The sequence below is a fragment of the Actinoallomurus acanthiterrae genome (genome assembly GCF_054775715.1).
Map to the genome: position 1 here is coordinate 4,113,673 of NZ_BAAHCO010000001.1, position 25,214 is coordinate 4,138,886.

Sequence of the window (25,214 nt, forward strand, 5' to 3'; positions counted from 1 at the left end):
GATCCGTTGAGGAACGACTCTCATGACGGTATCCCAGCCGAACGGCGTAACCGATCTCGGCTTCGCGCGGCTCGACGTCGACCGGGCCGCCCGGACCGGCGACCCGGAGGTGGTGTTCGGCCAGGGCAAGACGCCCGAGCAGATCGTCACCGCCCTTCAGGCGCTGCACGAGGCGCACCCCGAACGCGCCGTGCTCGCCACCCGGCTGTCGGACGAGGCGATCACCGCGTGCCGGGAACGGCTGCCGGCGGCCGAGGTCGACCCCGTCGGCCGTACGGCGATCCTGGGGACGACCGAGACCCGGGGCACCGTCGCGGTCGTCGCCGCGGGCACCTCCGACCTGCCCGTCGTCCGCGAGTGCGCGGCGACCGTGCGCGTCTTCGGAGCCGAGCCCGACGAGATCGTCGACGTCGGCGTGGCCGGCATCCACCGGCTCATGGCCCAGCGTGACCGGATCGCCGATGCCGACGTCGTCGTGGCGATCGCCGGTATGGAGGCCGCCCTGCCCTCGGTCCTCGGCGGGCTCGTCGGCGCGCCCCTGATCGCCGTGCCGACCAGCGTCGGCTACGGCTGGAACCTCGAGGGCGTCACCGCCTGGCTGGCCACGGTGAACAGCTGCGCCCCCGGCATCGTCTCGGTCAACGTCGACAACGGCTTCGGCGCCGGCGTCGCCGCCGCCCGCATCGCCCGCCGCACCGCGAAGGCGGCCGGATGAGGACCGGCCGTCCGCCGATGGGCGAAGGTGAGGGCCACCTGACGCGGGCCGGACGGCCGCCGTCGTACGTCACGCGCGAAGGGAAGGCCGTCCGATGAGGACCCTGTGGGTCGACGCGGGCAACGGCGCGGCGGGCGACATGCTGCTCGCGGCGCTGGTGGACGCCGGTGCCGACCTCGAGGCCGTACGGGCGGGCCTGCGCGGCCTCGCCGTCGAGCCCCTGGACGTCGAGGTGACGCAGGTGCGGCGGCACGGGCTGCGCGCCCGGTATGCCGAGGTCCGGGCCCCGGACAGCGACGTCTCCCGGAACCTCGCCGATGTCACGGCGATCCTCACGGCCGCCGCCCTGCCGGAGGAGGCGAGGGAGTTCGCCTTGGCCGTCTTCCAGCGGCTTGGCCGCGCGGAGGCCCGGGTGCACGGCGTGGACGTCTCGGAGATCCACTTCCACGAGGTCGGGGCGCTCGACGCCATCGCCGACGTCACCGGGTGCGCGCTCGCGCTCCACGACCTCGGCCTGCTCGGCACCGCGACCCGCGTCGTGTCGCCGGTCGCGGCCGGCTCCGGCGTCGTCCGCGCCGCCCACGGGCCGTTGCCCGTCCCGGTCCCCGCCGTCCTCGAACTGCTCACCGAGGCCGGTGCGCCGCTGCGCTCGCATCCCGCCGCCATGGAGCTGTGCACCCCGACGGGCGCCGCGTTGCTCGCCACGCTCGCCACCGGCTGGGGCCCCGCGCCGGACTGCGTCCCGCGCGCCACCGGCACCGGCGCCGGCCGCGCCGACCCCGACGGCCACCCGAACGTCCTGCGCGTGCTGATCGGGGAAGCGGCCGACGCGACCGGCTGGGCGACGGCGGAGATGCGCCGCGTGGACACCACCGTCGACGACCTCGATCCCCGGCTGTGGCCGGACGTGCTGGAGGCCCTGCGCTCGGCCGGAGCCGCCGACGCCTGGTGCTCGCCCGCGCTGATGCGCAAGGGCCGTCCCGGCCAGGTGCTGAGCGTCCTGGCGGACCCGCAGCGGCTCGACGCCGTGTGCCGCGTGATCTTCGAGCAGACGACGACGCTCGGCGTGCGCGTCTCGCCGGTCGAGCGCCGTTCCCTCGACCGCGACGAGATCACCGTGCCGGTCACCGGGGGAGTGACGGTCGGCGTGAAGCGCGGCCTGCTGAACGGCGAGGTCGTGACGGCGCAGCCGGAGTACGACGACGTCCGCGCCGCCGCGGCGGCGACCGGCCGTCCCGTACGGGACGTGCTCGCCGAGGCCGCGCGGCGGGCCGGCGAACGCGATTCCTGACCTCGCGGTGCCCTATTTCGGTCATTTTGTTGGTATGGCCTTTTCTGGGGTGTTTTCTGGATCTGGCCTGATCTCGGCGGCGAAGGCGTTCGGCGAGTGGCGGCGGGTGACGCCGATCGGGTGCTGCGATCCCGGTTGCTCCGAGAAGGGGGAATCGGCGCGCTCTTGAGCAGTTTCGCCCCGTCCATGCGCTGGCGAGCCCCGGTGCTCGAGGCAGATCATCCGGTCGATAAGGAGTTGCGCCTCGACGGGCGCGGGCTCCTTCTCATCCCGTCGTATTTCTGCTGGAGAAAAACCGGTCACGCTCGCCGACTCCGAACTCTGACCTGCGACGTTAAGCCCGAACTGAAAATTGACGCGGTACCGCGCGGACGGCGACAGACCGGTACTGCCGGCCATCAGCGTGCGGCGTCGCCGGCACTCCTCGGCGCGGGGACGGGGCGCCATCCGCGTCCGGTCCGGGTCGTCCAGCGCAGGAACACCAGGGCGAGGACCGCGACCGCGGCGGCCAGCCCGTACATCACGGACGGGCCCGCGCTGAGGACGGCGCCTCCGGCGGCGGTTCCGGCACCGATGCCGATGTAGATCGATGAGGCGTTCAGCGAGACGACGAGCGGGGCCTCCTGGGGAGCGGCGGCGATGAGGCGGTGTTGCTGCGCGGGCGTTTGCGTCCACGTGCTCGCGCCCCACAGCAGCACCAGCATCCCGGCGATCAGCGGGGACGTGACGCCGGTGGCGGCGCTGATACCCAGGGCCGCCAGGGCGACGGCCATGGCGAGGTAGCCGCCGTTCAGCACGCGCGTCGGGCCCCACCGGTCGGTGGCGTAGCCGGAGACGAGGTTGCCGGCGACGGCGCCCGCGCCGTACAGGAACAGCATCAGGATCGTCGCACCCTCGGGCACCCCGACGCTCCGCAGCGCCGGGACGCTGTACGCGTACACGGTGTAGCTCGCCCCCATGCCGAGGACGGTCAGCGGCAGCACCGCCGCGATCGCCAGGCGCAGCAGGGCGAGACGCGTCCGTAGCGGCACTCGCGGTCCGCCCGGCAGCACCGGCATGATCCAGAACACCCCGGCCGCCGCCACCAGGGAGAGCGCGGCCACCAGGCCGAGCGCCGTACGCCAGCCGAGCCAGTGGCCCGCCAGGTCGCCCAGCGGCACCCCGAGTGCGGTGGCGACGGTCAGGCCGCCGACGACCACGGCCAGCGCGCGTGCCCGCAGCTCCGGGCGGACCAGTGCCGCGCTCACCGCCCCGGCTCCGGGCGTGTAGACGGCGGCCCCGGCCGCCGCCAGCACCCGGCTCGCGATCAGCAGGGGCAGGTTCGGTGCGAGCGCCGAGGCCAGGTTGGCGACGCCCAGCACGACGAGAGCCCCGACCAGCAGCATGCGTCGTGGCAGTCGCGCGGTCATGGTGGCCAGCACGGGCGCGAGGACGGCGTACGCGACGGCGAACACCGTGACCGACTGGCCCGCCGCTCCGGTGGACACGTGCAGCGTACGGGCCATGGACGGCAGGAACCCGGCGACGATGAAGGCGTCCGTGCCGACGGCGAAGGTGCCCAGCGCGAGCACGAGCGTCGGGCCCAGGCCGCCCGGCCTCGTCACCTCTGCCGTACGGGGCCGATTCAGGACATTCGACATCCAGATTCTCCCTACAAGTCGGCCCGAGACTGTCTCTCGGGGACTCAGGTCAGCCGTTGACGCGTTCGTGCCAGCGCCGGGCGCGGGCGCCGGCCGACGGAGGCGCCGCCACCATCAGGTCGGCGAGGGTCTGGGAGGCGAGCTCCCGCCGCCACGCCAGCTCCGCCCGGCGCATCGCGACGGAGACGCCACACGCGCGCCGGAAGTCGCTCGCGGGAGCCTCCGCGCCCGCGCCCCGCTGCCGGATCTCCGCGCAGCGGAACGCCTCTTCCGGCCCCTCGATCGCGGACACGACGTCCATGAGCGTGATCTTCTCCGGGGGGCGGGCGAGCCGGAACCCGCCGCGCGCGCCCGCGGTCGAGGTCAGCACGCCCGCCCGGACCAGCGCCTGGAGCCGCTTGTTCAGGTACGCGGGAGGCAGCTCGAACCACGCCGCCAGCTTCGCCGTCGACAGCGGCTCCTCACCGCCGATCCACGCCAGGGCCAGACAGCAGTGCAGCCCCCACTCGACGCCTTCCCCCATCCGCATAATCTGGATGTTACCCGTCCAGGTTGTCTCTGACACTACAAAAGTAGAACCACGTGGCCCTCCGACCGCGTGGAACGCAGCCGTACGAAGCCGGGCCGTGCGGCCCGTAGGCCGCACACGAGTTCGGGTACCACCAGCAGGAGCAGCAGCCAGATCGACGCCCCCCAGCCGCCGGTGACGCTGTGCAGCACACCGAAGGTCAGCGGACCGGACGCGGCGAGGAGATACCCGCCGGACTGGGCCATGCCCGAGAGCCGCGTCGTGATCGCGGCATTGGGTGAGCGCAGGTTGAGGAGCGTGAGGGCGATCGGGAACGCGCTGCCCGTGGCGACCCCGAAGATCGTGATCCAGACCCATCCGGCCTGCGGAGCCAGGAGCAAGCCGCCGAGTCCGATCACCATCAGGGCGACCACCCCGAGGACGAGCGGCCGCTGGTCGCGCAGGCGGGCGGCGACCACCGGTACGACGAAACCGAGAGGGATTCCGATGACGATGATGACCGAGTTCATCATTCCGGCGGTGGCGGGCGCGAACCCGTGATCGTGCATGATCTCGGGAAGCCACGACGTCAGCGTGTAGAACATCAGCGACGTCATGCCCATGAAGACCATCACGGACCACGCCAGCGGCGAGCGCAGCAACGCCCCCTTCTCCGTGGACTTGGAAGCGTGGGCGGCCGGAGGTTCCGGCGAGCGCTTCCGCCCGCGGAGTGCGAGCGGGCCCCACACCAGGGCCGCGATCAGAGACGGGACCGCCCACACGGCCAGGGCCAGTCGCCAGCCGCCCATGTGGTCCAGCGGGACGGCCAGGCCCGCCCCAGCCGCGCCGCCGACCGACAACAGCATCATCGCCAGGCCGGTGAGCGATCCCACGCGGCGGGGGAACACGCGCTTGATGACCGCCGGCACCAGCACGTTGCCCGTGGCCATCCCGGCTCCGGCCAGCACGGTCCCGGTGAACAGCGCCGCCTGGGCGGGGACCACGCGCAGCAGGAGCCCGCTCGTGATCACCATGAGCGCTACGGTGATCGCCGTCTCGGGGCCGATCCGGCGGGCGAGCACGGGGCGAGCGCGGAGAAGATTCCCACGCACAGCTCCGGCAGGGTGGTGAGCACGCTGACCTCGACGCCGGTGAGCCCGAACTCGTCCTGGAGCTCGCCCAGGACCGGGGGGATGCCGGTGATGGCCGCCCGCAGGTTGAGGGTCAGCAGCACCAAGCCGATGAGGGTCCAGATCGCTGTGAAACGAGTGATACGGGGAGCGGAAGTCATTTCGCGGTGCCGAGCGGCACTAACGGCCGCAGCGGGGGCACCGGATGTCGTGTCCGCCCGCGGCGAGTCCCTTACCGCCGATGCCGTAGGGGACCAGGGCCATCTGAAGCCGACCGCAGGCGCAGCGACGCCAGACCACGACGCCCTCGCTGGTGGTGTGCCGGGAAACGATGGTGTTCGTGTCGGTGCGCATGGCAGCAGGATGACCCCGGACGACCGTTGAGGTCTATTGCATGTTTTGCGGGTGATATGTGCAAACTGATTGCATGATTGACCTGCGCCGGCTTCACATGCTCCGCGTGGTGCACCAGCAGGGCACGGTCACCGCGGCCGCCGAGGCACTGCACCTCACCCCGTCGGCGATCTCCCACCACATGCGCGAGCTCGCACGCGAGCTCAAGGTCCCGATCCTGGAACCGCAGGGCCGCGGCGTCCGCCTGACCCCGGCCGGACGCCTGCTCATCGACCACGCCGACGCGCTGCTGGCCCGATGGGAGGAGGCGCAGGCGGACCTGGAGTCCCACCGGGCCGGCATGACCGGACCGCTGCGCATCGCGGGCTTCACCACCGCGATCAGCGGCCTGATCGCCCCTGCGGCCGGGCGGCTTCGGCGCAGCCATCCCGACCTCCTGGTGCAGGTGCGCGAGTGCGACACCGTGCAGAGCATGGACCTGCTCATGGCGGGCAAGGCGGATCTCGCGGTCGTGGAACCCATCGAGGGCGGGCCGCCGCCGGATGACGCACGATTCGAGCAGAGCCCCCTGATGGAGGAGCCGCACATCCTGCTGGTGCCCGCCGACCACCCGCTGGCGCGGGCGGTGTCGGTGCGGCTGGAGGACGCGGCGGCCGAGGACTGGATCGTCGCCGACCCGGGCACCTGCGACCACGCCCAGCGGGTGCGGATGCTGTGCGCGGCGGCCGGGTTCTCACCGCGGATCGTGCACGCCGCCACCCAGTGGCCGGCGATCTGGGCGCTGGTCGGCAACGGGCTGGGCGTCTCGCTGGTCCCGCGCCTGGCCGAGGGCCCGGCGGGCCAGGCGGCGGTCCGGGTGCCGGTGTCGAGCGAGAACATGCCGACCCGGCGGATCCTCACCTGCGTACGCCGGGGCAGCCGGCGGAACCCGCTCATCGACCTCGGGATACGCGCGCTGGAAGAGGCGGTACGCGACCACCAGACCACGGACGACTGGCCCCGATCCGCCTGACGGCCCACCGATCTACGGCCAAGGCATGTCACGTTCGGCGGGGGTGGTTCCGCCTACATCGGTGAAGGCGCCTCTCCAAGCGCCACGTCACCGTCAGGAGGACCACCATGACAACCCGGATCGTCGTACTCGGTGCCGGATACGCGGGACTGCCGGCCGCCCGGCGGCTCATCAACAGGCTCGGCGGCGACGCCGACGTGACCGTGGTGAGCGCGTCGCCGTCGTTCGTCGAACGGCCGCGCCTGCACCAGACGGCCACCGGACAGCGGCTCCGCGAGCTGCCCCTGGCCGGCCTGGTCGGCGAGGCTCGAGGCGGGAGCCTGATCGTCGGCCGGATCGGCGACATCGATCTGGTCGACCGCCGGATCCGCGTCCAGGCACGGGGCGGCGAGCAGACGCTCGGCTACGACGTGCTGGTGTACGCGCTCGGCAGTACCGTCGACGTACGCGCCGTGCCGGGCGTCGCCGCTCACGCGCACACCCTCTCCGACGCCGGGTCCGCGGAACGCCTGAGCGGAGCGCTGGCGACCGCGTCGCCCGGCTCCACCGTCGCGGTGTGCGGCGGCGGGCTGTGCGGCATCGAGATGGCGGCGGAACTGGCCGAGTCCCGTCCCGACCTGCGGGTGCGCCTCGTCTCCCGTACGGAACCCGGGGCGTGGCAGGCCCCGCGGGCACGGCGGTACCTGCGCCGAACCTTCGACCGGCTCGGCGTCGAGGTCCTCGCCGGCGCCGGGATCCGGAAGGTCGCCGAGGACGCGCTCGTGCTGGACGGGGACCGGCGGGTCCCGTACGACCTGTGCGTGTGGGCCGGCGGCTTCACCGTGCCGTCCCTGGCCCAGGACGCCGGGCTCGCCGTGGACGACCAGGGCCGGATCATGGTCGACGAGACGCTGCGGTCCGTGTCCCACCCGGACGTGTACGCCATCGGCGACGCCGCCGCCGTACCCGGCCCCTGGGGCGCGGCACTGGCGTACGGCTGCCGGACCGGAGGCTTCACCGCGCCGTGCGCCGCGGACGCGATCGCCGACCGCCTGGCCGGGAGGACGCCGCGTTCGTTCCGGTTCCGCTACTTCCACGAGTGCGTCAGCCTCGGCCGCCGCGACGCATTCATCCAGTTCCTGCGCGCCGACCAGAACCCGAGCCGATGGGTCCTGACGGGCCGGCTCGCGGTCTGGTACAAGAACATCGTGCTCGATTCCGCGAAGCTGGTGTTCCGGCACCCCGGTCCCTACACGCCGCGCCGTCGTACGGCCGCCCGGCCGGCCGAGCCCGCCCCGCTGGCGTCCTGATGCCGGACGGCCCGACGTCCGGCGACGACGTCTTCGAGGAGCATCGGACGCTGCTGTTCTCGGTGGCGTACCGCATGCTCGGCAGTGTCGCCGCGGCGGAGGACACGCTGCAGGAGGCATGGCTCCGCTGGAGCCGCGTCGACCGGACCACGGTCACCGAGCCCCGTGCCTACCTGGTCAAACTCACCACCCGGGCGGCCATCGACCGGCTGCGCCGAGAGAAGGCCGCCCGCGAGGTGTACGTCGGCACCTGGCTGCCCGAGCCCCTGCTCACCGCCCCGGACGTGGCCGAGGAGGCCGCGCTCGCCGACTCGGTGTCCATGGCGATGCTCGTCGTGCTGGAGACCCTGTCGCCGCTGGAACGCTCGGTGTTCGTCCTGCGGGAGGCGTTCGGCTTCGACCACGCGGAGATCGCCCGCGTCCTGGACCGTTCGGAGGAATCGGTACGGCAGCTCGCGCACCGGGCCCGCCGCCACGTCGAGGCGCGCCGGCCGCGCTTCGAATCCGACCGTCAGGTGCGCCAGCGGGCCACCGAGCGGTTTCTGGAGGCGGCCGTCGGCGGCGACCTGAACGCCCTCATGGAGGTCCTCGCCCCCGACGTGACGCTCTGGTCGGACGGCGGCGGCAAGGTACGCGCGCCGCGCCGCCCGATCGAGGGAGCGGACAAGGTCGCCCGATTCTTCGCGGCGGTCGCGGAGGACGTGCCGCCGGGATCGGAGTTCCGCCTCGTCGAGGCGAACGGAGGACCGGCGGTCCTCGTGCACCTCGCCGGCGTGCCCATCACGGTCGCCGCCGTCGACGTCGCCCCCGACGGCCGGGGGATCAGCGCGATCCACCTGATCGCCGCCCCGGACAAGCTCACGGCGGTCGCCCCCGACACCACCTGACCCGGCATCATCCCGGGGGCCGGGAGCGGCGCTCGTCGTACATCCGGCCGACGATCGATCCGAGGTGGATGACGACCCCCATGGCCACCATCCAGGACAAGATGATCATGATGACGCCGATGGGGCCGTAGCTCTGTTCGTTCGCGACGATCGACGCGGAGAAGAAGTGGGCGGAGAACACCCCCAGCCCCATCCAGCACACGGCCGTGGCCAGGGCGGCGGGAAAGAGAGCGCGCCAGCTCACCGCGCCCATGAGCAGCACCTTCATGCTTCCCCACCAGAAGAGCGTCGCCAGGGCGAAACCGAACAGGCCCTGCAGCACCGGCCCGCCGGCCGGGCCGAGCGTTCGGCCGGCCGTGGCCTGGACGATGGCGTACGCGACCAGCGCCGCGAGCCAGGAGAACTGGGCGGCGACACCCCGCAACCCTCGGCCGGGGACGTCGAAGACCCGCTCGTACCACTGTTGGAGGGTGCCGGCGACGGCCAGCGCCCCGACGACCAGCAGGCAGACGCTCGTGATCGTCAGCGTGCCGGAGCCCGGCCCGTGCTCGAAGAGGGCCGCGACGTCCTGCGCCGCCTCCCGGTTCAACCCCAGCCAGCCCGCGACCACCGCCGCGGCGTCACGACCGGCCGCGGCGGTGACGACGATGAGGAACGGGAAGAAGCACAGGATCGCGAGCGCGGCCAACTGGAACGAGGCGCCATAGAAGTCGACCGCGTTCAGCCGACTCCACAGCCTGCCCGGCTCACCCGCCCTGAGGCGCTGGGCGGCGCCCCGGCCCCGTCGCCGCAGCTCCGAGAGCCGCGCGCGCATCCGCCCCCGCCCGCCACGCGGACCGACCGGCCCCCTCCGGCCCGCCATGTACGCCAGTCTAAGAGCCTAGGAGAAGCGTCAGCGCAGTGGCAGGCTTTCGAGGGTGAACACCGGGCTGGTCAGCGGAGTGCCGTACAGGTAGGTGTCCATCTGGGAGTTGGTCACCAGCAGCCGGTCCCCGCTCACGGCGACGCCGGTGATTGTGTCGGCCCCCGGGTAGGTGCGTTCGGAGACGACGGTGGCCCGGCTGTCGTCGGGGGAAAGCTGCACCGTGGCGACCTCGTTGTTCACAGAACGGGCGATGTACAGGGTGTTTCCTTGCTGCACGATGCCGTCGGCGCTGGTCAGGGGCGGCGCGGCGATCTTGCGGACTTCGCCGGTGGCGAGGGTGAGCCGGTAGAGCGCGCCGCTGTACCAGTAGCCGATGATCACGGACTTGCCGTCGGGGGCGGCGGCGATGCCGTTGCCGTTGGACTGGCCGGCCACGTAGTCCGGCAGGTGGTAGGCCACCTGAAGGGTCCGGTGGGCGCCGGTGGCGGGGGCGTTCACCTCGGCGGCCGAGATCCGGTAGACCACGGCGCGGAAGGAGTCGGTGATGTAGACGTCCCCGTTGGGGGTGACGGCCGCGTCGTTGACGAGGGTCGGCTCGCCCGTGTCGGGGACGGTGTAGCTGGAAACGAGCTTCCCGGTGCTGGTGTAGATGAAGAAGCGTCCGGTGAAGGCGCCGGCGACCAGCAGGCGGTTGCCGGTGACCTTGACCCCGGTGACCTCAGTACGGCCGTCCTGGCCGCCCGGCAGGAACGGTTCGAGCGTCTTCGTCCCGAGACGCCCGCGGTAGACGGTGCCGTCGTCAATGCTGCCGGTGTAGACGTAGTGGTTGTCGGCCGCGACGCTTTCAGGGTAGGCATTGCTGCCGTTGATCGTGATCGTGTAGGCGCTGTCCTCGTGGTCATGGGCCGTCGCGGCAGTGGCGGGAACAGTGAGGGCGGCCAGGGCGGCGGACGTCGCGGTGAGGGTGAGGAGCGCGCGCCGCCAGGTGGCGTGTGCGGTGGTGCGGGTGGACATCGTGAAGCACCTTTCCGGGTGACGGGGAGGGATATAAGAGTCTGTTGACAAGGACTTCCTGCCGCCTGTTCAGGCTGGTCGGCTGCCGTGCGCTCGCCAGCCCGGCTGCGTAAATCCGTGCCGGGTTGAGGGTGTTGCTCGGCGCGGTGGGGCGTGTGATTCAGTCCTCGATCACGGCAGGGGTGGTCGGCGACGACCTGGACGCGTTCCGGTGCCGGGACCCCTTGTCAGCGCAACGCGTCGGCGACCGCGTCGGCCAGGGGCGTGGTCGGTCGTCCGATCAGGCGGCGCAGGTCACCGGAGCCGGTGAACAGCTCGCCGCGGCTCATCCCGAGGTCGGCGTCGGCTAGGGCGTCCGCCACTTCGGCGGGCAGGCCGGCACCGGCCAGCATCCGGGCGAGCTTGCCCGCCGGCAGGTCGGTGTAGGTGATCGGCTTCCCCGCGGCGGTCGAGATCGCCGCGGCGAGCCCGGCCAGGGTGAACGCTTCGTCTCCGCCTAGCTCGTATACCGCGCCGGCGTGGCCTTCGGTGGTCAGCACGACCGCGGCGGCCTCGGCGTAGTCGGCCCGGGACGCGGCACTGATCCTCCCCTGGCCGGCGGCCCCGACGACGGTGCCCTGCTGCAGGACCATGGGCAGCTGGGCGGTGTAGTTCTCCAGGTACGAGCTATTGCGCAGCACCACGCTGGGCACAGCGCGCTCGCGCAGGTACTCCTCGGTGGCACGGTGGGTGGCGGCGAGGATGTGAGTGGCCGTGTCCGCGTGCGACATGCTCGTGTAGGCCACCAGCGACACCCCCGCGGCCAGCGCGGCGTCGATGGCGCGCCGGTGGTTGGCGACCCGCTCGTCCACGGGTATCGAGGCCGAGATCAGCAGCAGCTTGTCCGCTCCTGCGAAGGCTGCCGCGAGGCCGTCCGGGTCGGCGAAGTCGGCCCGGCGCACCACGACACCGCGGTTGGCGAGATCCTTGATCCCGGCGGTGTCCCGGCCGGTCGCGACGACGTCCGAGGCCGGCACCCCGCGCCGCAGCAGCGCCTCGACGGCGAGCCTGCCCAGATGACCGGTCGCTCCGGTCACAACGACTGACATTGACGATCTCCTTTCCGCCACGGCCTCCCGCAGCGTGACGGATCGAAGATGACCTGCTTGCTCTCTTCTGGGAAGTAGCCACTTTCAAGTACGGTGGCCACCCAAAGGAGAGCATTGAGGTGAGCATGTGGAGACTGACCAGGGTGTGACCGAGCCGACAACGTCGTGGGACCCGTACACGCGCGGCTGCCCGTCGCGGGATGTGCTTGACCGGATCGGCGACAAATGGACGGTTCTCGTGCTGGGCGAGCTCGGCAAGCATGGGGTGTGCCGGTACACCCGGCTGCGGAAGCAGCTGGCGGGAGTGAGCGAGAAGATGCTCACCCAGACGCTGCGCGCCCTCGAACGCGACGGCATAGTCCGGCGAACGGTTTACCCGACCGTGCCGGCGCGCGTGGAGTACGCGCTGACTCCGCTCGGCCAGACACTCCGGGAACCTTTGCGGGCGCTCACGGAGTGGTCGACGCGGCATATGGCGGAGGTCCTTGCCGCCCGCGAGGAGTACGACGCCAATGCCGAGCGCGTCAGCTAAGTGCTGATAAACGGTCTGGATCGGCCGGCCGCCTCGGTCAGCGACAAAGCCGGGGCGAAACTCCTGATTATCCGCCTGTTCAACGCGTTCAGCACGCTGAGGATCATGTGGGCCGATTCCGGCTACGACGGCGCGCCGCTGGCCCGCTACGCCAGGGCAGCCGCCGCGATCACCGTCGAAGTCGTCAGGCGCACCAGCCCGTCTAAGAGCGTGCTCGAGAGTTGGCCGGTCAGGCGTGGGGGAATGCGGTGAGCACGTCGAAGTGCCGGATGGCGGGATCTGAGTCGAGCAAGGTGGCGCGGGCCGCCGGCGTGACGTGCTCGCGTTCGTGATCGTCGCCGGCGAAGCGCTTGATGGCGTCGATGGACTCGAACAGGGTCAGGGTTTTGATCCCCACCGATCCGTGGACTTGCCGGGCAAGCAGGTAGGCACCGTGAAAACCGTCGATACCACGGAGGTTCGCTAGGACGTCCGCGTCGAAGACCTGGCGATACTTCTCGGTGGTCTGGGGGCCGCTGGTCCGGGCTTGCCACACTCGAGCGATCATGCCGGGTTCTCTCCTGCGCTGCCGGGGTTGTGGCGGACCAGACGAGTGTCGGCCTGGCCGCGGCGCCGGCGCTTGAAGGTCTTTGCTCAGTTCGGCGCGGCTAGAAGTCGCCGCAGCGCCTGCGGCGTGTGGCCGCATTCGCCGCGAACCGTTCGGGTCAGATGAGCGTGGTCGGCGAAGCCCAGCTCAGCCGCCAGGTCCGCCAGGTTGGTGTGCCCTGCTTCGATCGCGTCCAGGGCGATGTGCACGCGGATGCGGTTGCGGTATCCGGTCAAGGTCATCCCGGTCTGGCGGCGGAAGATGCGGCTGAGGTGGTACGGAGAGCACCCAAGGCGCTGGGCGATGTCCCGCAGCCCGAGCGCGCTCGGGTCATCGGTCAGCAGTTCCCTTGCCGCGTCCACCAACGTCCGCTGCGCGACCGCAGTCGTCGCTCGCCTGGCGGCTTGCTGCATCGGGGCCGGCGTCGCGAGCAGCCGGCCCACCAGCCGGATCGTCATCTCGGCCAGTTCGAAGGAGTCGGTGCACTGGCGTGCCCGGGCGGACAGCAGGCGATGTGCGACGGCGAGATCACCGGTCACCGGAACCGAGGGCTGTACCGGCACCCCTCGAGTCAGTTCGACCATGAAGGCCTCCGACATCACCAGGGCCGTACAGGTGTCCTCCGTCCCCACCCGATGGGCGATGCTCTGCTCCTGGGCAGGCCCGCCGATGTAGGCGACCGTCGGATCCGCCAGGAGCGTGTGGCCGCCGACCCGCGCACGGAACACGCCACGCCGCACGAGCATGAGCTGATGCCCGAGCGGCGTCTCTGGATCGGACCACGACTCGGCCCGGGCACTAATCGTTACCTGCCTGAGCGAAAACCCGTCCCCAGACGCGATCGGTACGACCGTGCGCCCGCAACGACGATACTCGGCCATCCTTCTAAGAGCGCACCACCTGAACGCCCTTGACGACGGTCACCTCGACGCAGTTGCCGCCGTTTTCCCCGCTGCGCGTGGACTTACGCCATCCGGCGCGGCTCAGGTCCATCTTTCCGCCACCACCTTCGTGATGAACTCGACCGACTCCTGCTGTGACATGGTGAAAGTCCGGATGGACTCCCACAAGTTCGAGAGGACCAGGATGTCCTCCCGGCTGCTGGTGACCATGCCACGGACGGCCGTATCCACGTAGGCTACCTCGCCGCCGTCGACGGTGGCGATTACGAATGCACCCATTCGATGCGGATTTGCAGCGGCGGGCACTACCTGGACGGTAATGAGCGGAGATACGCGGGCTACCAGGTGCTCGAGTTGTGCACGCATGATGGCGGCGTCTCCGACCTGGCGGTAGAAGACCATCTCGTCGATGACGCAGCGAAGGGTCGGGGGATTGTCGCGGGAGAGGATCTCTTGCCGCTCCAGTCGCGCAGTCACGGCGGCGTCGTCTCCGTTCAGCAGCGCGCGGGCGTACTCCTCGTGCTGGAGCAAGCCGGGGACGACCGTGTGCTCAAATGAGCGGAGGACGGTGGCCGCGCGCTCCTCTTCGAGCCAGGGGCGGAACCACCCCGGTGGGGTCTCCTCGGTGAGTAGGTCGTAGAGGTCCATGAGGACCCCGGCGGGCAGGCTGAGTGCCTTCTCAACGGAGCCGACGGCCTGGCCTTTGGGGCGGAGCTGGCCGGTCTCGAGGTTGCTCAGCCAGCCTTCGGAGTAATTGACCCGTTGCGCGAGCTGTGCCTGGGTGAGCCCGTCGGCCTGCCGGTAGCGGCGAATCGCCGCGCCCAATTTGAGCAGCGTTGGGCTGGGGGGATTGCCCATTTGATACCTCCACGCCGGAGTTCAGGTTTCTTCGAGAACTCCTCATTCGCCTTCTGGTGTTCGTGCTCCGTATTCGGTCGCGTACGCATTGTAGTCGCTCCGCGTCATTGTGAAGGCTCCAACGAAGACGACGGGAGAACGGCAGATGGCATCCCCCGAAACGACCGAGCTGAGAATTCTCGGAGAAATCGAAATGCCCGCTGCGGCGTCGGAGGTCGGCCGAATGCGGCGGTGGGCGTACGACATGCTCGTCCCGGCCTACGAGGCGGTCGCCGACGACGTCGTACTCCTCGCCTGTGAATTGGCGACGAACGCGATCCGCCATTCCGGCTCCGCCACCGTGACGATCACGCTTGCCGCCGTCGCCGACGGCATTCGCGTCGAAGTGGCGGACGCCGGAGGCGCCGATCGGGTCCCCCGGATCATCGACGCGGGACCGGACGCGACCGGAGGGCGCGGGCTGCACATGGTCGACATCCTCACCGGCGGCCGATGGGGTACCCACAGCAGCGAAGCCGGACGTGTCGTGTGGTGCGAGACGGCCTTCCCAGAGCCGCGCGCCATAGGGGAGGAGCCGAAGGGGTGACGCCGGTCCGTGTCACCAGCCGCGAGTAGCGAGCCTGCCGTCGCATCGTCGCCCGCCGTAGCCCGGTGCGGAGCCGAAGACCGGCACCCCGCACCGAGGCTTCGGGCGGTGGCTCGTGTCAGGCCGGGCCGGGCCGGGTGTAGGTGACCCGGACGTCGAGGAAGGTGGACGCGCCGTAGTCGTGGCCGCGGATGGCGAGCAGATTACAGCGCTCTAGGACGTTCTGCGGAACGGTGACGTCGATGGTGTTGGCGCGGCAGTAGCCGCTGCGGACGGTCTGCAGGAGCCGGCCGTTGAGGTAGACCTGAGCGTCGTTGTCGATGGTGCCCTGGATGCGGATGTCCTGTGCGAAGCGCGGGATGCGGAGCCAGTGCCGCACCAGGATGTCGGTGTTGGGCTGCCACGGGGTCTTGACCGAGGCGTTGAACGGGCAGCCGGTGGTCGTGCCGAAGGCCGCCTGCCCGGTCGGCCATCCGCTGTCGTCGAAGTCCGGATCCTGGAATCCGGGCACGACTCTGGGGGACGACACCTGCAGGTATTTCCAGCCGGTGCTGTTGTAGTCCAGCGCGGTGATGGTCACGCGCTCCGGTGCCGCCGGGGAGGCGGACGCGGCCGTCGGGGCGCCCAGGGCCATCACGGCCAGCAGCACTGGCGGCGCCATCCGGACGAGCCTGCGGATCATCATGATGTGACCTCCTGAGGGTTGTGATGCGACGTGGCTGTCACGCAGAGCAGTCGAGCACTCTTCGCGATCGATTGGTGACTGTAAGTCATTCGCGAGAGTGAGGCAATGCGGCAATCGGCCCGAGGCGTTTTTGCGACCAGCCGAATTAACCCTGCGTAGTTCTGGCTACTGACGGTGACGCGTTATGGAGTGGGTGCCGGGGGCCCGGCGTGACAAGTCGTGACGAACAGGCGCCATTCGTGAAACTTTCAAGGGTCGGTAGGGGCCGGAATTCGCACGTCGTTGGCGATCCTGCATCACGAGAGACCAGGCGTCATGGCTCTCACCTGGCACGGGTGAGCTTTTCGCCGCGCACGCCGCCACAGTCACGATTCGGGTATGAGCAGCGGACCTCAACTACGGAACGCAGTTACCTTGCCCTCAGGAAAAGCTTTTCCTAACTTCGAATACGGGGGAGGGAATCCTCACGAAGGAGGGTAAGGCTATGCCTCGACGAAAAAGAGTCAGGGCGGCGGTAGGAGCCGGATTGACCGCGGTGGCGCTCCCCGCCGCGGCGACGCTGGTCGCGTTGAACACCGCGCACGCGGCGTCCGGCACGCTGTACGTGGCGCCGAACGGCAAAGACAGCGCGGCCGGAACTCAGGCGGACCCGACGACGCTCACCTCGGCGATCACCCGCGTCACCGCCGGTGGGAAGATCTACATCCGCGGCGGAACCTACCGTTACTCGCAGACGGTCACCATCGCGCCGGGCAACAACGGCACCTCGAGCGCCCGCACGGAACTGTCCGCCTACCCAGGTGAGACTCCCGTACTGGACTTCTCGGCCATGAGCGAGGACCCGGCGAACCGCGGGCTTGCCCTGAACGGGTCGTACTGGCACGTCTACGGCATCGTCGTCGAGCACGCCGGTGACAACGGCATCTTCGTCGGCGGCAGTAACAACGTCATCGAGCGCACGGTGACGGCGTTCAACCATGACACGGGGCTGCAGATCTCGCGGGTGGCCTCCAGCACCCCCAAGGACCAATGGCCCTCCAACAACCTCGTCGTGAGCGCGGAGTCGCACGACAACGCCGACTCCGACGGCGAGGACGCCGACGGCTTCGCCGCCAAGCTCACCGCCGGCACCGGGAACGTCTTCCGCTACGACGTGTCCCACAACAACATCGACGACGGCTGGGACCTCTACACCAAGACGGACACCGGAGCCATCGGCCCGGTGACCATCGAGGACTCCCTTTCCTACAACAACGGAACGCTCTCCGATGGCACACAGAACAAGAACGGTGACCGCAACGGCTACAAGCTCGGCGGCGACGATATCAAGGTCAATCACATCGTCCTGCGCGATATCGCCTACCACAACGGCCATCACGGATTCACCTACAACAGCAACCCCGGAACGATGACGGTCTCGAACAACGTCAGCATCGACAACAGCGAGCGCAACTTCTCATTCGACAAGGGCACCTCGGTGTTCCGGACCAACGTCTCGTGCCGCTTTAGCAGCGGCGGGTCGAACGACAAGGCCGTGGGCGACGCCGACAGCTCGAACCAGTTCTGGTCCGGCTCGAACGGATCCGAGTGCTCGTCGTACGCCGGCGCCTTGAACTGGTCCTTCGCCGCGGACGGCCACCTCGTCGTGACCTTCGGCGGCAAAACGATAACGCCGTAACCGACCCCGTCGCCCCGGATTAGCACCCTCAGCCCGACCGTGTGCGCTCTGGAGGGACTGTGCGGGTTTCGGCTCTGTCGCTATTTCGGTGGTAACGGACGACGGTGAGCTCATCCGGGTGCGGGCCCGCAGCCGGGAGATGCCCGTGCCGTGCCCGGGATGTGCTCGCGGTTGAGGTCGGTCGGGACGCCGTCCGGCCTGGAGCGGTGGCGGGTCATCGGCGCCATGGCGAGGCGGTGCGGAGCCCGCCTCGTCAGTGACGGGCGACCGCGCTCGGCGCCGGCTCAGATCGACTTGAGCACTCGGACTCGGTCGGCGACGGCGCGCCGGGCGACGTCGGAGCCGAAAGCGATGGAGTCGAACTCGTGCGGTACGCCGGGGTGCAGGTGGAACTCCACCGGCACCCCGGCGCGACTGAGCTTCATCGCGTAGGCGGTGTCCTCGTCGCGGAAGAGGTCGAGCTGGCCGACCTCGATGTAGGCCGGCGGGAGGCCGGCCGCGTCCTCGAGCCGAGCCGGAGCCGCCGTGGCCGGGACGCCGGGCCCGCCGGCGGCCTCGCCGAGAAGGGCCGGCCACGCGGTGAGGCTGTCGTCGTACGACCACAGCACGTAGGGCGCGATGTGCGGGTCGGGCGTGGTGGTGCGGTCGTCGAGCATCGGCATGAGGAGGATCTGGCGGGCGATCTTCGGGCCGACGCGCTCGTGGGCGAGGATCGTCAGCGCCGCCGCCATGCCGCCTCCGGCGCTGTCGCCCATCACGCCGACCCGGTCGGGGTCGACGCCCAGCTCGGAGGCGTGCTCGTGCAGCCAGCCCAGCGCGGCGTAGGCGTCCTCGAGCGGGGTCGGGAAGGGGTGCTCGGGCGCGCGGCGATACTCGACCGACAGCATCGGCACGCCGCTGGCGGACACGTAGCGGGCGACCGGCCCGTCGAACAGGTCGATGTGGCCGAAGATGTACCCGCCGCCGTGGAGGAACAGCACGGCCGGGCCCGGCGTCGCGCCGTCCTTGACGTACCAGCGCATCTTGATCTGCGCACGGTCGTCCGCGGTCGCGTGGTGCTCGCTGGTCGTCACGTCGGCCGGAATCGGCTGGGCGGTTCCGGCGGCGCCGATGATCGGCTCCCAGATGGCGCGGCGCGCCGCGACATCGCCCACCGCCGGAGGGGTGGCGTCCGCCATCGCGCCGGCCATCGGGGCCAGCGCCTCGGCGATTTCGGGATCCAGGCTCAACGACATGACTGATTTCCCTCTCGCGAGGTGTGGGTCGGCGGCGACGTCAGGCGCCGGGAAGGACGATGACCTTGCCGGACAGCGCGCTCATGGCGGCCCTGGTGTGGAGTGCCGGCAGCTCGGCCAGCGGCACCCGCTCGGCGACGTCGACGCGCAGCTCACCGCGGTCGATCAGTGTCACCAGCCGCGACAGCTGTTCGGCGTCGCTGCGGACGAAGAGGTCGATGCCGCGCACGCCGCGCTCCTCGTCGGTGGGCGCGGGCATCCACACCGTCGTGTTCACGAGGACACCGCCCGGGCGGACCAGGGCGACCAGCGCGGCCAGCTGCGCCGGGTCGATCGGCGCGAGGTTGAGTACGACGTCGACCGGCTCGGTCACCGCCGCGAGCACGTCCGTGGCGGTGTGGTCGATGACCTCATCGGCGCCCGCCGTCCTGACGCGCTCACTACTGCGGGGGCTGGCCGTGGCGATCACGTGGGCACCGGCGTTCTTGGCGAGTTGCACGGCGTAGCCGCCGACCGCTCCGCCCGCGCCGTTGATCAGCACGCGTTGCCCGGCCGTCAGCTTGGCGTGGTCGAACAGCGCCTGCCACGCGGTGAGGCCCACCACCGGCAACGCGGCGGCGTCGGGCAGCGGGATGCTCTTGGGCGCTGGTGTGAGGATCTCGGCCGGCGCGAGGACATACTCCGCGGCCGCGCCGTCTCCCGTCATCGGCAGGAAGCCGATGACGTCGTCACCGACCGCGACGCCGTCCACGCCCTCGCCCAGCGCGTCGATCGTGCCGGCGACGTCGAGGCCGGGGGTATGCGGCAGCTCCACGGGGATGGGACCTTGCATGAAGCCCCCGCGAATGTTGCCATCGACGGAGTTGAACGACGTCGCGGCGACGCGGATCCGGACCTGCCCGGCTCCGGGGACGGGCAGGTCCGTGTCCTCGTAGCGCAGGACGTCGGGGTCGCCGTACTCGTGGAAACGCACTGCCTTCATTTGAGATCTCTCGCTTTCACTTGCATGGGATCTGCTTCGAACTTGAAGCATCTGCCGATCAACCTACATCTGCTTCGAATTTGAAGCAAGTGGCGTGTGACACTCCTAGTCCTCCGGGCTGGCGATGACGACCGTGGGCACAAGCTCGGCGTGTAAACCGGTAAGCCGACCACGCATCACCTGCCCAAGGTCAGGGGGCCGCTGGCGCGAGCCGCTGTCCTTCACTGCGGTTGCGCTGGGGTGCCATCAGCGGGGAGGGCCGAGGACGACGTTGCCGGACAGTTCGGCGGCTTCGGCGAGCAGCTGCGGCGGGATCTCGAAGCCCTCCGGGCGTGGCTCGCGCAGGTCGCGGCCCGCGTGGCGGAACATCTTCTCCAACCCGCCAGGGGTCGCGATGAGCAGCAGGTCGGCCTTCTCGGAGGTGATGCGGTAGCTGTGCGGGATGCCCCGGGGCAGGAAGACGATGCCACCCTCCCGCAGCTCGTGCTGCTCGTCGGCGGCCCATACCAGCGCCGAGCCGGAGAGGAGCAGGAAGACCTCGTCCTCGTTGTTGTGCAGATGCCACGGCGGCGCCTCGCCCTCGCTGACGTCGAAGCGTCCGACGGTCAGCCGCCCATCGGTCGCCTCGGCATCGAGCAGGACGCTGAAGATGCTCCCGCCGATCCACTCGAGCTGCTGCTGGTCCTCCCGCTGAGCGAGGTAAGGGATGCTCATGCTCGGTCCTCGAGGTCCGTGGGCGGCGGCGCCGTCCTCCTGCCGGCGATCCTGCGCCGCATCGCTGCCCGGTCTCCACGTCCTGTGGTGCTCACTCGGGCCCAGCCCTGCCCATTCCGAAGCGCTCAACCGATCTACCCGGCGGATTCGCGACACGGCAAGATGGGTCCAGCCGGGGGAGGAGCTTTGCGTGGGTTTGACGGGACTTGCGGGCAGGCTGGCAGCGGCACGAGCCGATGCGCTGGTGGGCAGGGAGCCGGAGCGGGCGTTGCTCGACCGGATGCTGTCGGGAGCCGCGGACGCTCCGCTCGTGGCGTACGTCCATGGCCCCGGCGGGATCGGCAAGTCCTCGCTGTTGCGCTACGCCGGCCGGCAGGCGGAGCTCGCCGGCCGCGGTGTGGTGCACATCGACGCACGGTTCCTCGACGCGGATCCGCACCGGCTGGAGGAGGCCGCCGCCCTGGCGTGCTCCGAGCCCGGCACTGTCCTGCTCCTTGACTCCTTCGAGCAGTGCCAGCCGCTCGAGCCGTGGCTTCGCGACACCCTCCTGCTCCGGCTCGCCGACGGTGCGGTCGTCGTGATCGCGAGCCGGGTCGCCCCCGATGTCGAGTGGTCGCTGGATCCCGGCTGGGCGCAGCTCTTCGCCGAACTGGCCGTGCGACCGCTCGACCCCGCCCAGTCGGACGCCCTGCTCGCCGCGCGTGGTGTCCCCGCTGAGCAGCGCGGTGCCTACGTCGCCTTCGCCGGGGGCAGCCCGCTCGCCCTCTCACTCGCCGCATCCGTGCCCGCCGCGGCGCCGGGCGCACCGTGGGAGCCCACCGGCGACGTGCTGACGACCCTGGTCGAGCGGCTGGTGGGCGACCTGCCGAGCGCCGCGCACCGACGCGCCCTCGAGGTCGTCGCGCAGGCCTACGTCACGCGCGAGCCGCTGCTGCGCGCGGCGCTGGGTGAGGAGGACACCGCGACGGTGTTCCCCTGGCTGCGTCAGCTGCCCTACGTCGAGGCCACGCCTGAAGGGCTGCATCCGCACGACGCGGTGCGGGCCACACTCGAGGCCGACCTGCGCTGGCGGGATCCCGAGCGCTACGACGACGTACGCGTCCGCGTCTCGGTCGCGTGTCTGCAGGCGGTGCGCTGCGCCTCCGAGGACGATGCACCGCTGCGCGTCGCGGAGTGGATGTTCCTCTTCCGCGACCAGAACGGCATCGATGACCTGTACGACTGGCGGGCGCACCCTCACGTCGAGGACACCCCCCTCCGGCCCGGCGACGTGCCCGACGTACTGCGCATGGCGGAGGAGGCGGAGAGCCCCGCGACCGCGGCTGCGGTCGCGCACTGGGTGCGCCGCCAGCCGGGGGCCTTCCGCGTCTACCGCTACGCGGGCACCTCTGCGCCCGTCGCGTTCATGGCCATGCTGCGGCTGAAGGCACCTCTGCCCGAGGACCGGGCCGAGGACCCGGTGATCGCGGCGCTCTGGAACTACGTGGAGGCGTCCGCTCCCTTGGGTGAGGGCGAGCACCTGGGCATCCGCCGCTTCGCGGTGCAGCCCGGCTGGCACCAGCGGCCCTCGCCTCTCATGGACCTCATCAGCCGGCGCACCATCGCCGAGGAGATGAGGACCCGCGGACGCGCGGTGACCTTCATCGTCTTCGAGGACGCCGAGCGGTGGCGGCGCTACCTCGCCAAGGCCGGGCTGCTGGAGGTCGCGGCAGTGGACGTCGGAGGGCGGGAACAGCACCTCTTCGGCAGGGACTGGCGGCGGCAATCGGTGGACCAGTGGGTGCAGGACAGGGTTCGCGCCGTGGTCGCGCCCGTGGCCGCGTGGACCGGAGCTCCGTCCGCCGGTGGCCCGGGCGACGAGCGCGGCGGTGACCTGCCACGCGCCGCGTTCGAGGAGGGCGTGATCGAGGCGCTGCGTACGTGGCGCGCTCCCCGGGAGTTCGCGACCAGCGTCCTGCTGCACTCACGCCTCGTGCCACACGGTTCAGCCGACCCCGTGGCAGACCTGCGCAGCGCGATCACGACCGCGCTCGACGCGCTGCAGGTCGATCCCGCAGGCGTGAAGGCGCACGACGCGCTCACCGCCACGTACATCGCGGCCTCCCGCACCCACAAGGCCGCAGCCCGACGGCTGGGGGTGCCTTACGGCACTTACCGGCGCCATCTCGCCCTGGCCAAGGAACGGCTCATCGAGCAGCTGCTGCGGCAGATGGCCACGGCGCCCGCGCCGTCCCCGCCGCGCTCGTCACCGGAGGGGTGAGGTCGCGAGGGCGCCGCGACCGGCCGTCCGCGTGGACTGAACCACGTCGTCACGCTCCGCCTTTGCGGCGGCGAGGCGCCGCTGAGCGAGGTGGCGCCGAGCGCATGTGGTCGCGCACCGGCGCCAGCAGGCCGGCGAGGGTCTTGACGTCGTCGCGCGAGAGCGGCTCGAAGAGCAGGCCGCTGACAACCTCGATGTGACCGGGCATCACCTTCGCCAGCAGCGCACGCCCGGCATCGGTGATGGTGACCGTGATGCCCCGCTCGTCATCCGGAGAGGGGGCGCGCACGACCAGGCCCGCCTTCTCGAGCAGACCCGCCTGGTAGGTCAGACCGCTGCGGCTGTAGACGACGCCGTCGGCCAGGTCGGTCATGCGGCGGCTGCCCGTCGGTGAGTCCCCGAGACGGGCCAGCAGCTGGAACTGCACATAGCTCAGATCGCCGACCTCACGCAGCTGTTGCTCGATCGCGTGTCGAAGCAGGCTGGTCACCTCGATGAGATCGAAGTACGCACCGAGCTGCACGGGGTCGAGCAACGGCGGTGGATCAGGCATGACAGAACTCTACTGCTTCGAACTCGAAGGGTTTGGTGTGACGTCGTCTCAAGGAGAGTGGGCCCGGGGCGCGGTGCCGGGGTTGCTCCCGGTCCGTTTCCCCAGACCCCTCGCCGAACCCGCCGTGCGCCTCTCAGCGCAACGGGCTCTCCACGGTCTCTGTCGTCATGTGGGTGCGATCCAGGGGTTGGGGATGGTGTTGCTCCGCCAGCGGTATCGGGTGACCGTGACCTTGGCGATGTCGAACAACTCGGTCCCGTCCGCCGCTGTGATGGGTAGCCACCGCCCGGTGGGGGTGGTGAAGTGGCGTCGGACGTCCTTCCAGCTCCAGTGGTGCCGTGCTTGCAGCATCCGGATCAGCCGCCACCAGACGAACTGGTGGAGTGCGGAGAACCGGTCTTTGGCCACGGCATGCTTGAAGTAGTTGGCCCAGCCGCGCATGATCTGGTTGAGCCTGATCAGCACGGATCCCAGGTCTTGTTGCGATTTCCTGTGGGTCAGGGCACGGATCTTGGCCTTCAACGACCGGATGGGCCGGTCGGTGATGAAGGTATAGACGTGCCATTTATCGGTTCCCCTCTTGCGGCGCCACTGGATGCGGAACCCTAGGAAGTCGAACCCGTCAGCCAGATGCACGATCTGGGTTTTGGCCGGTGAGAGCCGCAATCCCATCGGTTCGAGCACCCCGGCGACGTCCTCGCGCACCGCCTGGGTGTCGAGCTCGGTCCCGTGGACGAGCACGACGAAGTCGTCGGCATAGCGGACTAGCCGCCATGTCGGCCGGCCCTTGCGGCGGCGATACCCGCGCTTACCCTCGCTCGACATCGACCCGCCCGGCTTCCACGGTTCCATCAAGTGCTCATCGAGCACCGACAAAGCGATGTTGGCCAGCAGCGGAGACAGAATGCCGCCCTGCGGCGTCCCGGTCGTGGTGCTCCTGTTCTCGCCGAGCTCGGTCAATATCCCGGCTTTCAAGAATGCCTTGACCAGTGCCAGGACACGTTTGTCCTTGACCCGGACCCTCACACGCTCCATCAGGGCCGCGTGGTCGATCCGGTCGAAGCACGCCTCGATGTCGGCATCCACCACCCATCGGTAGCCTCGGGTGCCGAAATGGTGGATCTCAGCGATCGCGTCCTGAGCACGCCGGTTGGGCCGGAACCCATAGGAGACCGGCTCGAAGTCGGCCTCGAAGATCGGCTCCAGCACGAGTTTCAGCGCAGCCTGCACGACCCGGTCCGCAACCGTCGGAATCCCGAGAGCACGGACCTTCCCCGACCCGCCCGGCTTGGGGATCTTACGTTCCCGCACCGGCAACGGCCGGAACGAACCATCCTTCAGACTGGCCCGCAGTTCGTCCAGGAACCCCGGGACACCGATCCGCTCCTCGACATCGGTGACCGTCAGGCCATCGACACCGGGAGCACGTGCCCCTCGGTTGCCCGCGACCCGGTCGAACGCCACGATCAGCGTCGCCGGGTCATGCACGAAGTTGAACAGGTCATCGAACCGGCGGCCGTGGTCAGCCACCGCCCAACGGTGAAGTTTGGCCTGCATCTCCGATACCCGCGTCCATGACCCCACCGGGGCCGGGTCTTGGGCGCCGTCGTTCGACAGCGCGTCTTTCGGCATTGCAGTCTCCGTCCCTTCTCGAATCCGCTACCGCCCTTCGCCTTGTGACCGGCTCTCCCGGCCTCGGACTACTACGGCGGCTCCGCCCCACCCGGCCCGTTCAGCGGTCGATGCGCCTATCCCCGCCACCAGGCTGGACGCCCGTGACCTGGAGCTGAGACCAGGTGGTTCCCGTGTTCACTGTGATTCGCTCGACGAAGTAGGAGCCCGACTTTGTC

Annotated in this window: 29 protein-coding genes; 10 read left to right on the plus strand and 19 right to left on the minus strand. The window is 70.3% G+C overall.

Translation table 11 applies throughout. The features are described from left to right. Positions 1-22 precede the first annotated feature (22 nt). Together larB and larC are read left to right on the plus strand one after the other, a co-directional pair. Positions 23-715 (plus strand): nickel pincer cofactor biosynthesis protein LarB, encoded by a 693-nt coding sequence (gene larB, locus ACYVF7_RS19895; protein ID WP_460342469.1) that lies wholly within the window; start codon positions 23-25, stop codon positions 713-715. 94 nt (positions 716-809) lie between these two features. Next, the gene (gene larC / locus ACYVF7_RS19900; protein WP_460342472.1) at positions 810-2,006 is read left to right on the plus strand and encodes a nickel pincer cofactor biosynthesis protein LarC; all 1,197 of its coding nucleotides are present in this window, start codon (positions 810-812) and stop codon (positions 2,004-2,006) included. 21 nt (positions 2,007-2,027) lie between these two features. Here larC and ACYVF7_RS19905 read toward each other — a convergent pair whose 3' ends face one another. From ACYVF7_RS19905 to ACYVF7_RS19930, 6 genes are all read right to left on the minus strand, one after another. Then, positions 2,028-2,405 (minus strand): hypothetical protein, encoded by a 378-nt coding sequence (locus ACYVF7_RS19905; RefSeq protein WP_460342475.1) that lies wholly within the window; start codon positions 2,403-2,405, stop codon positions 2,028-2,030. Next, on the minus strand, positions 2,405-3,646 hold the full coding sequence (locus tag ACYVF7_RS19910; protein ID WP_460342478.1) for an MFS transporter: 1,242 nt from the start codon (positions 3,644-3,646) through the stop codon (positions 2,405-2,407). The genes ACYVF7_RS19905 and ACYVF7_RS19910 overlap by 1 nt, the downstream gene beginning before the upstream one ends. 49 nt (positions 3,647-3,695) lie before the next feature. After that, positions 3,696-4,175, minus strand: a complete 480-nt coding sequence (locus ACYVF7_RS19915) for an RrF2 family transcriptional regulator (RefSeq protein WP_460342481.1) — start codon at positions 4,173-4,175, stop codon at positions 3,696-3,698. Positions 4,176-4,210: 35 nt separating this feature from the next. Further along, positions 4,211-5,188 carry an MFS transporter gene (locus tag ACYVF7_RS19920; protein ID WP_460342484.1) on the minus strand — a complete coding sequence of 326 codons (978 nt, stop codon included), beginning with the start codon at positions 5,186-5,188 and terminating at the stop codon, positions 4,211-4,213. A gap of 5 nt (positions 5,189-5,193) precedes the next feature. Then, a complete protein-coding gene (locus tag ACYVF7_RS19925) occupies positions 5,194-5,391 on the minus strand; it encodes a hypothetical protein (protein WP_460342487.1) in 198 nt (65 codons plus the stop codon). 73 nt (positions 5,392-5,464) lie between these two features. Next, positions 5,465-5,638: a hypothetical protein gene (locus ACYVF7_RS19930; RefSeq protein ID WP_460342490.1), complete on the minus strand. Its 174-nt coding sequence runs from the start codon at positions 5,636-5,638 to the stop codon at positions 5,465-5,467. Positions 5,639-5,711: 73 nt separating this feature from the next. Here ACYVF7_RS19930 and ACYVF7_RS19935 point away from each other — a divergent pair, with 73 nt between their 5' ends. The 3 genes from ACYVF7_RS19935 to ACYVF7_RS19945 all read left to right on the plus strand — a co-directional run bounded on the left by ACYVF7_RS19935 (position 5,712) and on the right by ACYVF7_RS19945 (position 8,826). Next, positions 5,712-6,650 carry a LysR family transcriptional regulator gene (locus ACYVF7_RS19935; RefSeq protein WP_460342493.1) on the plus strand — a complete coding sequence of 313 codons (939 nt, stop codon included), beginning with the start codon at positions 5,712-5,714 and terminating at the stop codon, positions 6,648-6,650. 107 nt (positions 6,651-6,757) lie between these two features. Next, positions 6,758-7,939 carry an NAD(P)/FAD-dependent oxidoreductase gene (locus ACYVF7_RS19940; protein ID WP_460342498.1) on the plus strand — a complete coding sequence of 394 codons (1,182 nt, stop codon included), beginning with the start codon at positions 6,758-6,760 and terminating at the stop codon, positions 7,937-7,939. Next, positions 7,939-8,826, plus strand: coding sequence for an RNA polymerase sigma-70 factor (locus ACYVF7_RS19945; protein ID WP_460342501.1), 888 nt, complete (start codon positions 7,939-7,941; stop codon positions 8,824-8,826). Before ACYVF7_RS19940 ends, ACYVF7_RS19945 begins: the two co-directional genes overlap by 1 nt. A gap of 7 nt (positions 8,827-8,833) precedes the next feature. On the opposite strand, the gene ACYVF7_RS19950 is transcribed toward ACYVF7_RS19945, so the two are convergent. From ACYVF7_RS19950 to ACYVF7_RS19960, 3 genes are all read right to left on the minus strand, one after another. Further along, the gene (locus ACYVF7_RS19950; RefSeq protein WP_460342504.1) at positions 8,834-9,688 is read right to left on the minus strand and encodes a YhjD/YihY/BrkB family envelope integrity protein; all 855 of its coding nucleotides are present in this window, start codon (positions 9,686-9,688) and stop codon (positions 8,834-8,836) included. Positions 9,689-9,718: 30 nt separating this feature from the next. Next, on the minus strand, positions 9,719-10,705 hold the full coding sequence (locus ACYVF7_RS19955) for an SMP-30/gluconolactonase/LRE family protein (RefSeq protein WP_460342507.1): 987 nt from the start codon (positions 10,703-10,705) through the stop codon (positions 9,719-9,721). Positions 10,706-10,932: 227 nt separating this feature from the next. Continuing rightward, a complete protein-coding gene (locus ACYVF7_RS19960; RefSeq protein WP_460342510.1) occupies positions 10,933-11,793 on the minus strand; it encodes an SDR family oxidoreductase in 861 nt (286 codons plus the stop codon). A gap of 127 nt (positions 11,794-11,920) precedes the next feature. Between ACYVF7_RS19960 and ACYVF7_RS19965 the strand changes: the two genes are divergently transcribed. Then, positions 11,921-12,325, plus strand: coding sequence for a winged helix-turn-helix transcriptional regulator (locus ACYVF7_RS19965; protein WP_460342513.1), 405 nt, complete (start codon positions 11,921-11,923; stop codon positions 12,323-12,325). Next, on the plus strand, positions 12,326-12,577 hold the full coding sequence (locus ACYVF7_RS19970) for a hypothetical protein (RefSeq protein WP_460342516.1): 252 nt from the start codon (positions 12,326-12,328) through the stop codon (positions 12,575-12,577). Here the strand turns inward: ACYVF7_RS19970 and ACYVF7_RS19975 are convergent. The 4 genes from ACYVF7_RS19975 to ACYVF7_RS19990 form a co-directional block, all read right to left on the minus strand. After that, the gene (locus ACYVF7_RS19975; protein WP_460342519.1) at positions 12,555-12,872 is read right to left on the minus strand and encodes a hypothetical protein; all 318 of its coding nucleotides are present in this window, start codon (positions 12,870-12,872) and stop codon (positions 12,555-12,557) included. The two genes, ACYVF7_RS19970 and ACYVF7_RS19975, sit on opposite strands and share 23 nt — an antisense overlap. A gap of 86 nt (positions 12,873-12,958) precedes the next feature. Further along, positions 12,959-13,657 (minus strand): helix-turn-helix transcriptional regulator, encoded by a 699-nt coding sequence (locus ACYVF7_RS19980; RefSeq protein ID WP_460342522.1) that lies wholly within the window; start codon positions 13,655-13,657, stop codon positions 12,959-12,961. 139 nt (positions 13,658-13,796) lie between these two features. Beyond that, complete coding sequence (locus ACYVF7_RS19985) at positions 13,797-13,904, minus strand: DUF397 domain-containing protein (protein WP_460342525.1); 108 nt, start codon at positions 13,902-13,904, stop codon at positions 13,797-13,799. Further along, positions 13,895-14,671, minus strand: coding sequence for a helix-turn-helix domain-containing protein (locus ACYVF7_RS19990; protein WP_460342528.1), 777 nt, complete (start codon positions 14,669-14,671; stop codon positions 13,895-13,897). Before ACYVF7_RS19990 ends, ACYVF7_RS19985 begins: the two co-directional genes overlap by 10 nt. Before the next feature lie 145 nt (positions 14,672-14,816). Here ACYVF7_RS19990 and ACYVF7_RS19995 point away from each other — a divergent pair, with 145 nt between their 5' ends. Beyond that, positions 14,817-15,257: an ATP-binding protein gene (locus ACYVF7_RS19995; RefSeq protein WP_460342531.1), complete on the plus strand. Its 441-nt coding sequence runs from the start codon at positions 14,817-14,819 to the stop codon at positions 15,255-15,257. A gap of 118 nt (positions 15,258-15,375) precedes the next feature. Here ACYVF7_RS19995 and ACYVF7_RS20000 read toward each other — a convergent pair whose 3' ends face one another. Next, positions 15,376-15,942, minus strand: a complete 567-nt coding sequence (locus tag ACYVF7_RS20000; protein ID WP_460342534.1) for a hypothetical protein — start codon at positions 15,940-15,942, stop codon at positions 15,376-15,378. A gap of 526 nt (positions 15,943-16,468) precedes the next feature. Here ACYVF7_RS20000 and ACYVF7_RS20005 point away from each other — a divergent pair. After that, on the plus strand, positions 16,469-17,620 hold the full coding sequence (locus ACYVF7_RS20005) for a hypothetical protein (RefSeq protein ID WP_460342537.1): 1,152 nt from the start codon (positions 16,469-16,471) through the stop codon (positions 17,618-17,620). A gap of 284 nt (positions 17,621-17,904) precedes the next feature. On the opposite strand, the gene ACYVF7_RS20010 is transcribed toward ACYVF7_RS20005, so the two are convergent. From ACYVF7_RS20010 to ACYVF7_RS20020, 3 genes are all read right to left on the minus strand, one after another. Further along, positions 17,905-18,855 (minus strand): alpha/beta hydrolase, encoded by a 951-nt coding sequence (locus tag ACYVF7_RS20010; RefSeq protein WP_460342540.1) that lies wholly within the window; start codon positions 18,853-18,855, stop codon positions 17,905-17,907. 40 nt (positions 18,856-18,895) lie between these two features. Then, positions 18,896-19,837 (minus strand): NADP-dependent oxidoreductase, encoded by a 942-nt coding sequence (locus ACYVF7_RS20015; protein WP_460342543.1) that lies wholly within the window; start codon positions 19,835-19,837, stop codon positions 18,896-18,898. 246 nt (positions 19,838-20,083) lie between these two features. Further along, complete coding sequence (locus ACYVF7_RS20020; RefSeq protein ID WP_460342546.1) at positions 20,084-20,551, minus strand: cupin domain-containing protein; 468 nt, start codon at positions 20,549-20,551, stop codon at positions 20,084-20,086. A gap of 190 nt (positions 20,552-20,741) precedes the next feature. Between ACYVF7_RS20020 and ACYVF7_RS20025 the strand changes: the two genes are divergently transcribed. Next, a complete protein-coding gene (locus ACYVF7_RS20025; RefSeq protein ID WP_460342549.1) occupies positions 20,742-22,811 on the plus strand; it encodes an ATP-binding protein in 2,070 nt (689 codons plus the stop codon). Between the two features lie 49 nt (positions 22,812-22,860). On the opposite strand, the gene ACYVF7_RS20030 is transcribed toward ACYVF7_RS20025, so the two are convergent. Both ACYVF7_RS20030 and ltrA read right to left on the minus strand, forming a co-directional pair. After that, complete coding sequence (locus ACYVF7_RS20030) at positions 22,861-23,364, minus strand: MarR family winged helix-turn-helix transcriptional regulator (RefSeq protein WP_460342552.1); 504 nt, start codon at positions 23,362-23,364, stop codon at positions 22,861-22,863. Positions 23,365-23,529: 165 nt separating this feature from the next. Then, positions 23,530-24,996 carry a group II intron reverse transcriptase/maturase gene (gene ltrA / locus ACYVF7_RS20035; protein ID WP_460342555.1) on the minus strand — a complete coding sequence of 489 codons (1,467 nt, stop codon included), beginning with the start codon at positions 24,994-24,996 and terminating at the stop codon, positions 23,530-23,532. Positions 24,997-25,214 lie beyond the last annotated feature (218 nt).